Here is an 11,464-nt window from a genome sequence, read left to right as displayed (position 1 = left end):
GTTCGCCACGTTCCAACCCATCTCAAGACCGTCGGACAGCAGAGGATTTCGAGGGGGACAGCCGGCACTGGGGACTGCTGTTCCACAGCTACTGAGTTAGCTGCGTGCCCTGCACGAGGCAGCTCGACTTCCCGCACGCCACGCGCCCAGTCTCTATGGGGGTGACCATGGAATTCCGTAGAGTCGGCCGGGCCTGGGGCCGGCCGTGCGCAGACAGGCCGGAGGCGCCGCGGATGCTCGGCGGCACCCCCGGCGCCCAGTACCTCCTCGGCTCGCCCTTGGAGCAGTCCGGGTCGCAAAGGCAGACCTCGGCCCGCGTCCGCGCGGTGAACCACCAGAATGCGGGTAGGAGTGTTACTTGATGAAGTCCTCAACGACGCGGGGCGGCCAGGTCCCCACCGTCAGCGCCCCCATCGCATACGCGCGGGAGACCAGCGCCGCGCGGTTGGGAGCCTTCAGTTTCCGCAGCAGACTGGTGACGTGATATTCCACGCCATGTTGGCTGAGATACAGACGGGACGCCAGCGGAACCGTGGACAGGCCCGCCGCGATTCCCTCCAGAATTCGCGCGTCGATCTCGCTGAGCAGTTTCCTTTTCGGCGCCACCAATGCGTCGTCCGCCGAGCTCTGGCCCGACTGCATCACCACGAGGACGGCGGCCGGGGCGGGGCCGTAGCCGCTCACGGCGGCGGCCGTGAGGCTGCCGGTGAACACGTCGCCGGTCGGCCGCAGCGCCACCACGTTCGTGGCGAAGCGGTCCCGGCGGCCCTCCAGGAGCCGCTCGAACTGCCGCATGAGCGGCTGCCGCACGCTGGGGTGCACCAGATCGCGGAAATTACGCCCGAAGATGTCGGGTGCCGCCGTCGAGGAATCGGAGGGGGGAGGGGCCAGTACATCGACGGAAGGTGCGGCGGGGGTCGCGAAGTGACGGAAGAAGTCCTGATTGGCCTGACGGATCGTCAGTGCCGGATCCAGTACGGATATGCACACGCTCGGCCACTCCTCCCCTCGGACCGCCGCACCGGTCGCGCCGACCGTACTGTGGCCTGCCGAAAATTGCAGAGAATCCACCAGAGCAGGAAGCATCAAGGGACTGACATCCTTTCCAACCCCCGTATGTGAACCAAAAATCAAGAGACATCGAGCGAGAAGGAGAGAACCGGAGAATGAAGCGGGCCACGGGAACCGAGGGCCGCCCGGAAGCTGCCGGAAAGAAATTCCGAACTCCCCGACACAATTGACACTAAGGACCGATCTGAACAAGCGTCAACGTTGACCCGTGCCCCACCCCTAATCCTGTGGTCTCACACTCCCGCACGGTACGGTCCGCCTCGACCTTTCGGCTCCCCGAACACTCCGAACTCCTACCGCCGGTATCCCCCGCACCGTAAGAGACGCTCCTCACGACGCACTCAGTGCGACCCGAGTGCGCTCTGGCCTGCGAGCAGCTCCCGCCGCCCTGAGACGCCCAACTTCCGGTAACACGACGTCAGGTGCTTCTCCACCGCGCGGGTGCTCACGCCCAGTTCATCGGCGATTTCCTGATTGGTCAGACCCCGGCTCACCAGGGAGACAACCTTGCGCTCGCCTTGGGTGAGCGGTGCCTCCTGGCTGGGGGCGGCGGTTCCCAGGGCCGCGCGTGCGCGCTCAGTCAGCCAGGGGGCGCCGCAGGCGGTGGTGAGATCAACGGCCTCACGCAGCACCGTCCTCGCCTCCTTGCCGTTTTCCAGAGTTCGACCCAACTGGAGCAACGTACGGGACAGCTCAAGCGTGTTGGCGGACGTGCGAAGGATCTCGGCGGACTCGCGCAAGGCGGATTCGCCGTCTCCACCGGGCAGGAGGGCGTTCAGGCGCAGGGCACGGCCGAGAGCGGCGGGAGCCGCCCACTGCCGGGCCCAGGTCAGTTCCTCCTTCGCCAGGGCCAGAGCCGGCCGGGTCTCGCCCAGCCGGTGGTGCAGGACGATGGCGCGGGGCCGCCAGGGGAAGAGGACGGAGTTGCGCCAGCCGGCCGATTCCAGTTGGCGGCCGCAGGCCAAGAGGACTTTCAGGGCGGCGGCGCCGCGGCCGCGGCGGGCGACGAGCGAGGCCTTGAGGAGTTGTCGGATGGCCGTCATGGCGAGGCTGGCCGGCCAGCACCTCCCGGGGTCCTCAAGGAGACGTTCGATCAGCTGGATGTTGCCGGACTCCATGGCCACCGCGGCCCGGACGAACGTGGTCGGCACGCGCCAGTCCTCGTCGGACAGTCCGGCGGCCCGGTCGGCCTGTTCGCGGGCCTGGGTAAGGCGCCCACAGGCGAGCTGGATCAGGGCGTTCTCGGCGTGCACCCCCGCATGCGGGCGCTCGGTGTGCTGCTCGCAGGACAGGCGGGTGTTGATGCCTTCCACCGCGTCGGCGGCGTACAGGGCCACCGCGACCAGCGGTAGTGCGATGCGGGCGGGTTCGGAGGTCACCGGCTCGCATTCCAGGATCTGTCCGGCCAGGGCTGCGACCTCCGGTGCCGGCAGGGCACTTGAGAGGACCCCCGCATTGTTCAGGACGGCCACCAGTTCGCGGGCGCCGCCGGTGTCCAAGGGGGGCGGGGTGCCGAGTGAGCGCAGGCGTTCCACCGCGCCGGTCAGCTCCGCCGGGTTCTCGTGCCCGGCCTGCCACAGGCGCGCTTCCAGGCGCAGGGCGATATCGCTGGGACACCTCTGGCTCGGCTCTGTGGGCTCGAAGTCCTCGGAGACGTTGCGCAGCAGGTCCGCCGCCGAGGAGGTTGCGTCGCCGAGGAAGCTGGGCGGGATGAGCAAGGTAGCCGCGGCCCGGTCGGTGGCCGACGACAGCAGGCGGACGGCCTGGCTGATGTGGCGTTCGCAGGCGGCGGGGTCGATGCCGCGTTCGGCTTTGGCCAGGTCGATCAGCAGGCGCGCGCGTTCGCCGTCGCCCGCGGTGCTCTCCAGCAGGGCGCGCCGCAGGTAGCGGGCGGCGGCGTCCGGCGCACTGCGGCACAGCGCGGCGTCCGCTGCCGTCCGTAGCACCCCTATGGCCCACGGACGCCGGGTGTCGATGACCCCCATCAGCAGGTCCGCGACGTGTTCGGCCGGGCGGCCGGCCTGGTGGAGGATTTCAGCCGCGGCGTCCCGGGAGCGTTCCCGTTCGGCGATGGTGAGGGCGGAGTCGACGGCGTGGCATACGACGTCGTGGAGGAAGCGTGGGGTGTCGTCGTGGGGGGCGAGCAGGCCGAGGCGGTGCAGGGCGCGCAGGGCCCGCTGGTAGCCGATGGTGTCCAGTCGTGCGTGGCGCCGGACGAGTTCGGGCTCGCCGTGGTCGCCGAAGGCAGCGATGGCCGCGGCCAGGTCGCGTACGGGGGCGGGCTGTGTGTGGAGGCAGCTGGTCAGCCGGTCGCGGAGCTGGGCGGGGCACAAGGTGCGGGCCTGGTCGGCCTGTTCGGCGGTGGGGCGGTGGCCGTTGAGAGCCTGGTCGCGCAGGACGGACTGGAGGAAGAGGGGGTTGCCGGCGCAGGTGTCGTGGCAGGCGAGGGCGTAGCTGTCCTCGGCGGGTTCGCCCAGCTGGTGGTGGATCAGGGCCCGAGTGCCGTCGAGCGAGAGCGGGGCGGGGCGCAGGATGTCGGCGGCGTCCGCCAGGTCGCCGACGAGCGGGTGCCGGGCTCGGGGCTCGCCGTCACGCAGGGTGCACACGAGGGCGGCGCGCATCCCGTCCGTGCGCCGGGTCAGGTAGGCGAGCCAGCGCAGGGAGGGAAGGTCGACCCACTGCAGGTCGTCGACGAGGAGGAGTACGGGGGTGGTGGCGCAGGCTTCGGCGAGTATCGACCGCAGGCCGTGCAGGACGGCTTCGGAGGCGGGGACGTTGTGGTCGCCGGGGGTGGGGAGGTCGTCGGGTAAGAGGGGGCCGAGGAGCTGGTGGACGATGCCGAAGGCGAAGTCCTGCTCGACAGGGGCGGCGTTGGCCCGTAACACCCGTAAGTTGTCGGGGGGAGGGGTGCCGGCCTCGTCGAGGAGGGAGGACCGGCCGATGCCCAGAGGGCCGGTCACCAGCAGTACGGAGGAACGGCCCGCCTGTGCCTGACGCACTGCGGTGCCGATCCGGGCCAGTTCGGATTCCCGCTCAAGCAGCATCGATCATGTCCTTTTCATCGGCCTGCTCCGCGCACGGAGCTCCTGGCGTGAGGTGATGCGCAGCTTCTTGTACGTGCTGCTCAGCCGCAGCTCGACGGTGCGCCGGCTCACCGAGAGCTGTTCGGCGATCTCGCGGTTGCCGAGGCCGCAGCGGGCCAGTTCGGCGGTCCGCCGCTCGGCGGGTGAGAGGACGGCCCACTCCTTGGGGAGGGTGGAGTCGTCGTCGGGCGTGGCGGTCTGTTCCAGCCGGGTGGCCAGCCACCGCGCGCGTTCGGCCAAGCGGCTGGAGATGTGTGTGACGGTGTGGCGGGACAGTTCGGTCAGCAGACGGGCCGCGGTGGTGCGGTCGCCGTTGGTGGCCTCTTCCGTGGCGATGTCGGCCAGGGCCGAGGCATAGGCGAGCTGGTTGGGCCCGCGAGGGACGGGGGTGAATTCGCGGGGTCCGGCGGCCGGTTCGTGCGGGGCGAGGGATTCGGCGCACAGTTGGGCCAGGCCCAGTGCGCTCGGGGCGCCCCAGCGGCGGGCGAGGGTGAGGTCCTCGCAGATCAGGCGCTGGGCCTGTTCCCGGTCGCCGAGGGTGAGACAGGCTCTGGCGGCCAGCGAGCGCCACGGCAGCACAGCGGGGTTGATCCACTGTCTGCGCAGCAGCCATCTTCCGGTCTCTTTGAGCAGTTCGACGGCCTCGGCCCAGCGTTCTTCGTCGATGGCCACGCGGGCGCGAGTGAACACGAGGAAGGGCCAGTGGACGCCGCATTCGGATCCGGGCGGTGCCGGGGCGTCGTACAGGGCACGGGCCTGGTCGCGTTGGCGGGTCTCCAGGGCGATGGCGGTGCGTACGGCCATGTGGTGCGGGACGGCCAAAGGGTGCCAGGCAGCGGCGGGCAGCGCCCGTTCGGCACCGTCCACCGCGCGTTCGGCGGCGTCCAGGCGGCCGCCGCGCATGTGCAGTTCGGCGTGCAGAACCAGCGCGCGGGCGAGCGTGGGGCGGCGGTGGCGGCGGCGCAGTTCGGCGACGATGGCGGCGAGGTGGTCCTCGGCTTCGGTGGCGGCGTCGGTGAGCCAGAGTGCTCTGACGGCGACCAGGCGGGGGATCACGGGTGCGTCATGGCCTGCTTCCAGAGCCCGGCGAGCCAGCTCCGCAGCCTGTTCGCGGTACTCGCCGCGGGCGGCGAGCTGCCCGGCGCGGAGGCCGGCCTGAGCGGGGACGAGGGGGTGTTGGGGCAGGGCGGGGACACCGGCGGCGGGAACGTCGGCGGCCTCGGGCCCGGCCTGGGCGGCGTACCAGTACAGCGCGATCAGGTCGTCGCGCTCGCTGCCGTGGGCGGTGGCCAGGGCCTGGGTGGCGACCCGGCTGCCCCAAGCAGCGTCGCCGCGGGCCAGGCCCATGTCCAGAGCCTGCAGGCGCAGTTGGGCCCAGCGTTCACCCTCGCCCGGGTTGTTGGCGACGGTGGCGAGCCTGTGGTCGCTCGCTTCGGGGGAGGTCATGGCCTCGACGCCGGCCAGGTCGAGGCTGGTCTGTGCGCGCTGAGCGGGGTGCTGGGGCTCGTCGAGGGCGCGGTTCAGCCAGGCGGCGGCCCGGGCGAACTCACTGCGGCGCATGGCGGCGCCGAAGCTGCCGTGCAGGGCTTGGACCGCCCAAGGCTCGCCGATGGGGGGTGCATGGAGGAGGAAGGCGGCGATGTCCTCGTCGCCGGCGCCGGTCCGGTGGGCGAGGTGGGCGGCGCGGGCATACAGGGCGGCGCGTTCGTCGGTCGGCGTGTCCTCCAGGATGCGGGCCCTGACGACGGGCAGGCGGATGCGTTCGTGGGGGCCGTCGGGAACGGTGAAGCCGGCGGTTTCCAGCGCCGCGCGCAGCTGGGACTCTCGTACGGTGCGCAGCCCGGCCAGGGAGGAGATCAGGGTGAAGTCCAGCAGGTCGCCGCCGACGGCCAGCGCGCGCAGGACGGCGGTGGCCTCGTCGGTCAGGCCCCACAGGGCGCGCCCGGCGCGCTCGCCGATGATGCCGGTGATCAGAGTGTGCAGCTGCGGGATGAGGTCGGCGGTGGGGCGTTGACCGGCGTCTGCCAGGCAGTGCAGTGCCGCGTGCAGTACGGCGGGGCTGCCGTGGGATAGCCGGGCGGCCGCGGCGGCGAACGGCTCGTCGCAGGGGGCGCCGAAGATCATTTCAGCGAGGGCGGCGACCGCGCGGGGGCTCAGCGCGCGGACGGTGAGGTGGCGGGTCAGCCGTGCGGAAGGGGCGGTGTCGGTCAGCCAGTCGGGGCCGTGCGGGTCGGTGCCGGTACGGCCGACGAGCAGTACAAGGGGGAAGCCCGCGGACAGGCGGCGCACCATGGCCTGTAGCCAGTGCAGGGAGGCCGGGTCCAGCCACTGCGCGTCCTCCACCGTCACGAGTGTGGGTGTGCGGTGGGTGGTGTGCAGGAGTTCGAGGAGGCCCGGCAGGCCGTCCGGCTCGCGGTACTCGCGCAGTACCCGAAGCGCGCGTTCAGTCACCTCACCCAGCTGGGTGAGAAGCTGGATGACGGCTCCGTGCCGAAGGTCGCGTTCGGCCGGGGAGCCGCTGACGCGCAGGACGCGTACCGCGCGCTCCTCGGCGAGCCGGGCGGTCCAGCGCAGCAGGGCGTTGTGGCCGAAGCCGGGGCGGCCGGTCACCGAGACGACGGCAGGGTGGCCTTCGCCGAGAGCGGCCACCACCTCCGTCAACTCTGCTTGCTCCTGCTCGCGTTCGAGCAGAGACGAGTCGGTGCGTCGACGCCCCGCCCACAGGAACCCAGCGTATGGCTGTTCGTCGTTCAGTCCCGCCACAGACGCCTCCTCGGTCCGCTCACCCGAAGCCCTGTCCGCCTGGCCGCGGTGCCGACCGTGGCGCCCGAGCTCCGCGGCCGCCCGAGGAGCGGAGAACCTCGGCGAGCTGTGCGCGCTCGGCGACGCCCAACTTGCGGTACACGCTGGTCAGATGCATCTCGACGGTGCGTAGGCTGACGTACAGCGACTGCGCGATCGAGCGGTTGCCGGCGCCGCCGGCGGCGAGACTGGCGACCTTGCGTTCCATGCTGGTGAGCAGGTCCAGGGGCGATCCGGTCATCTTGCGCATGCGGCCACCCGCGGCCACCAAGGTGGCGCGAGCATCCTGACCCAGCGCGAGGGCGCCGCAACGCTGGGCGAGACCGGCCGCGGCACGCAGGTGCTCGCGCGCGGCGGGTCGGTCGCCGTCCGCCAACAGGACCTTTCCCAGGACGAGTTCGGCGCGGGCGTGCTCGACGCGGGCCGGTGAGGAGGCCAGTTCGCGCACCGCTTCGCCCAGCAGTTCCACGCCGCCGTCACCGGGGGTGGCCACGCCGCGGGCCAGGGCGGCCAGGCCGAGGACGCGCGGGGTGCCCCACTGTCGTGCCAGCCGGGTGCCGTGCGCGGCGGGCTCCTGGGCCTCTTCCGCGCGGCCCAGCTCCGCGAGTACACAGGCCGCCTCCACCCACCAGGGCAGGTATGCCGCGTGGTGCACTTCGGCCTCCTCCAGTGACCTGCCGCACTCACGGAACAGTGCCAGTGCGCCCTCCGCGTCCCCCAAGGCGCGGCGGGCTCGGCCGTGGGCCATCAGGTAGCGGTGGTGGGTCCACACGTACTCCTCACGCCGGCCGGGCTCGATGCTGGTCAGCAGCGCCTCGGCGGACGCGGCCTCGCCCCGGTCCACCAGTACGCCCGCCAGGGCCAGGCGCGGCAGGACCATGACCTCGCCCCACCGTTCCGCGCTGCTGATTCGGACCGCCGTACTGGCATCCGCGAGCGCGTCCGGGAGCGCTCCCAGGCCGTGCTGGATCCCGGCGCGGATGGAGAGGGCCAGGGCATAGGTCCATATGGCGGAGTTCTCCCGGCCGTGGCGCAGGACGCGGTCCAGCGCGCGAAGCGCGTCATCGGTGCGGTCGGCGAGGTCGAGGACGATGGCGGAGTTGATCAGGGACCAGCTCTTCAGCGGCAGTTGGGGGCAGGAGCTGGCGCGCAGTGCGCGATTCACGGACGGTTCGGGGGGTTGGTCGTCGAGTGCCGTCAGTACGGCCATGGCCGCCAGCTTCTGGCACTGGGCGGGGGTGTCGCCCTCAGGCAGGGTCATCGCCGCGGCCCGCTTCCGTGTCGCGGCGAACGTGCTGCGGCCGTGCGAGCCGACGATCAGGAGCACCGACTCGACGAGCGTCCGCAGTTCGCGGTCGGCGGGCAGGGGGTCGGGGCCGAGTTCGGCGTCGAGCGCGTCCAGGACGTCTTCGAGGATGTCCAGGGCGACGGAGATCTCGCGTGCGGCCAGGCCGGTCGTGCCGAACTGCGCGGCGATCCGCGCCCGGGTGCGTACGTCGACACCCGGCGCCAGCGCTTCGCGGAGCAGGCCGATGGCCTCGGGCGGGGCGGTCTCGGCCAGTGATCTGGCCAGCCGGAAGCGGACCTCCACGCTGTCGGGGTCCACTTCCAACACCCGGTACAGGTAGCGGGCCGCGGCTTCCGGGGCGCCGAGCTGCTCGGCGCGGGCCGCGGCTTCCAGCAGCACGCCGGGCATCCATGGTTCGGGGATCGAGGGCACGTGCAGGAGGTGGTCGGCCACCTCTTCGGCGGGTCGGCCCGCGTCGCTCAGCAGCAGGGCTGCCCGTGTGTGGAGGCTCGACAGCGCTTGGGCGTCCAGGGGCGCCAGTACCGCGGCTCGCACCGCGCCGTCCGCCAGGTGCCGGCCACCGGGCACCAGCAGTCCGGCCTCGCGCAGCACCGTCAGCGCGTCCGCGACGACGTCGGCGGGGACGGCGGCCAGGGCGCCGACGTGGTCGGTCCCGCTCGCGCCGAGGACCGCCACCGCCCGTGTGACCTGTTCGACCCAGGGTGGCCGGCGGTCCAGGAGTTCGCGTGCCCAGGACGCCAGGACGCGACCGCCGGTCTCGGCGATCCGGTCGGCACCGCCCGCGTCCGGACCGGTGCCCTCGGCACGCAGTTCGCGCAGCAGCCGGCCCAGAAGGCGGGGGTTGCCGCCGGTCGCGGCCCGCGCGCGGGCGAGGAAGACGGGGGCGGCGGGTGCCGGGAAGAACCCGCGGACGATCTCCGCGACATCCGGCTCGGTCAGCGGTCGCAGGCGCAGCGTCGTCGTACGGCGGTGGGTGGCCAGGTCTGTCAGGGCGTGGTGGGCCGGGGTGCGGCGGGTGAGGGCGGCGGCCTCGGCCTGCTGCGTGAGGACGACGAGCAGGGGGAGGCCGCCGGACCGGCGCAGCAGGAAGTCCAGCCAGCGCAGGGAGAGTTCGTCGCAGTGATGGATGTCGTCCAGGGCCAGGACGAGCGGGCGGCGGCTCAGCATGTCCAGCACGAGGCGGTGCAGGCCGTGGAAGGTGTGCTGGACAGCCGGGGCGTGCGGCGACTCACCGGCCGGCGCGCCGGGGGTGAGGGCGGGCAGGGCGTGGCGGGCGGCTCCTTCAAATGGGGCGCCCTGTGCGATCGAGCCGAGCAGGGCGCGTACCCCGCTGAATGCCGCGCTCGACGCACCCTCCTCGCAGCTGGCCTGCAGAACCGTCGCGTGCCGACCGGCCTGCCCACTGAGGAAGGCGTGCAGGAGGGCGGACTTGCCGATTCCGGCCGGGCCGGTCACGACTACCGAGCAAGCGCGCCCGGAACGCGCATTGCGGGCACAGCGGTTGAGCTCGCGCACGACGTCGCCTCGGCCGACCAAGGCGCCGCCTAAGTCAGAATCTACGCTCTGGCTCCGCACCCTGGGACTCCTCGCACCTCGGAGACACAACGCATGTGACGGACATCACCACATCGCACCAAAAATCACTCTAAAGGGTGATGTCCGACGTGCGCCAGAGTACATGATCTACGGAACCCCTGGCCAGCAACTCTCCTCGTCACGCGGGCTCCACGTCCGCGGAACTCCTTCCGCGGCGGTCGTCGTGGCCCTGCTGCCTCCTCCTGGCGATGGTGCCAGACCGGTCCGCCGGGATACGGCGGTCGGTCGCGGCCTTGTGTTGCACACACCCATTCCACAGGGAGAACTACGCGAAATCCCGTAGTGTCCTTGGCGCCGCGTGGCGGCGCGGTCGCCGTATCGAAGTGGTACGGGATACACCCGGGCACACTCCGTGCGCCGAGGTATCCCGTGGGCGCGGGCGGACTACCAGCTGCCGGCCAGCAGCAGATCCCCGTACTCCCGCTCGCGGGATGCCTGGCGCAGATCGGAGTCGACCATCATGCGCATCAGTTCGGGGAAGTCGACGGTGGGCTCCCAGCCCAGCTGGGTGCGGGCGCGCTCGGCGTCCGCACAAAGGATTTCCACCTCGGCCGGGCGCACCAGCGAGGGGTCGATGCTGACGTAGTCCTCCCAGTTCAGGTTCACATGCTCGAAGGCGATGCGGACGGCGTCGCGGACCGAGTGCATCTGGCCGGTGCCGATCACGTAGTCGCTCGGCTCGTCCTGCTGCAGCATCAGATGCATGGCGCGGACGTAGTCTCCGGCGAAGCCCCAGTCGCGCACGGCATCGAGGTTGCCCAGGGACATCTTGTCCTGGTAGCCGAGCTTGATACGGGCTACCGCGAGGGAGATCTTCCGGGTCACGAACTCCGCTCCACGGCGCGGGGATTCGTGGTTGAACAGCATGCCGGAGACCGCGTACATGCCGAAGGACTCACGGTAGTTGCGGGTGATGAAGTGCCCGTAGGTCTTCGCCACGCCGTAGGGGCTGCGCGGCCGGAAGATGGTGGTTTCGCACTGCGGGGTCTCGGCGACCTTGCCGAACATCTCCGACGAGGACGCCTGGTAGAAGCGGATCTGGCTACCGTCGCCGTTGCGCGAGCCGTTCAGGCCGCTGACCATGCGGATCGCCTCGAGCATGCGCAGTACGCCCATGCCGTTGATCTCGGTGACGAGTTCGGCCTGCTGCCAGGACATCGGCACGAAGGAGATCGCGCCGAGGTTGTAGATCTCGTCGGGCTGCACCTTGTCGACAGCTGATACCAGGCTGGCCTGGTCCATCAAGTCACCGTCGACGAAGGACAGATCGGAGACGAGCCGGCTGACCCGCGACTTCCGGGGATTCGCCTGACCCCGCATCAGGCCCCACACGTGGTACCCCTGCGCGAGCAGATGCTCGGCAAGATAGGAGCCGTCCTGCCCGGTAATTCCGGTGATCAGCGCACGCTTGGACATCTCATTCCTTTCCTCCGCACAGAACAGACCGCCCAAACGCAGAGCCGAGTCTGCTACTTGAAATGTTGGCCACTCAAGCTGTTGGCCACTTGGTGTCGAATGGCGTCGAAAAAACCGCGGTCCGGACGCCGGGTAAGCGCACGCTTCCAAGCGGCCGGTCGTGGTGTCAAGAAATTCCGGGAACACT

Annotated in this window: 5 protein-coding genes; all 5 read right to left on the bottom strand. The window is 71.1% G+C overall.

Annotated elements, in window-relative coordinates; genetic code table 11:
* Nucleotides 1-354: 354 nt before the first annotated feature.
* A complete protein-coding gene (locus ADK54_RS37205) occupies nucleotides 355-1,086 on the bottom strand; it encodes a LuxR C-terminal-related transcriptional regulator (RefSeq protein WP_234392363.1) in 732 nt (243 codons plus the stop codon).
* A gap of 326 nt (nucleotides 1,087-1,412) precedes the next feature.
* Nucleotides 1,413-4,115 carry a helix-turn-helix transcriptional regulator gene (locus ADK54_RS37200; RefSeq protein WP_053730245.1) on the bottom strand — a complete coding sequence of 901 codons (2,703 nt, stop codon included), beginning with the start codon at nucleotides 4,113-4,115 and terminating at the stop codon, nucleotides 1,413-1,415.
* Between the two features lie 3 nt (nucleotides 4,116-4,118).
* Nucleotides 4,119-6,917: an AAA family ATPase gene (locus ADK54_RS37195; RefSeq protein WP_234392362.1), complete on the bottom strand. Its 2,799-nt coding sequence runs from the start codon at nucleotides 6,915-6,917 to the stop codon at nucleotides 4,119-4,121.
* A gap of 19 nt (nucleotides 6,918-6,936) precedes the next feature.
* On the bottom strand, nucleotides 6,937-9,840 hold the full coding sequence (locus ADK54_RS37190; protein WP_053730244.1) for a helix-turn-helix transcriptional regulator: 2,904 nt from the start codon (nucleotides 9,838-9,840) through the stop codon (nucleotides 6,937-6,939).
* A gap of 405 nt (nucleotides 9,841-10,245) precedes the next feature.
* Nucleotides 10,246-11,277: a GDP-mannose 4,6-dehydratase gene (locus tag ADK54_RS37185; protein ID WP_053730243.1), complete on the bottom strand. Its 1,032-nt coding sequence runs from the start codon at nucleotides 11,275-11,277 to the stop codon at nucleotides 10,246-10,248.
* Nucleotides 11,278-11,464 lie beyond the last annotated feature (187 nt).

Source organism: Streptomyces sp. WM6378, from assembly GCF_001279695.1.
Lineage (GTDB): Bacteria > Actinomycetota > Actinomycetes > Streptomycetales > Streptomycetaceae > Streptomyces.
This window is presented reverse-complemented; position numbering and strand designations above follow the sequence as displayed.

Coding starts and splice junctions, on each gene's coding strand:
- ADK54_RS37200 (WP_053730245.1), bottom strand. CDS start 4,115: ATGCTGCTTGAGCGGGAATCCGAACTGGCCCGGATCGGCACCGCAGTG.
- ADK54_RS37205 (WP_234392363.1), bottom strand. CDS start 1,086: ATGCTTCCTGCTCTGGTGGATTCTCTGCAATTTTCGGCAGGCCACAGT.
- ADK54_RS37185 (WP_053730243.1), bottom strand. CDS start 11,277: ATGTCCAAGCGTGCGCTGATCACCGGAATTACCGGGCAGGACGGCTCC.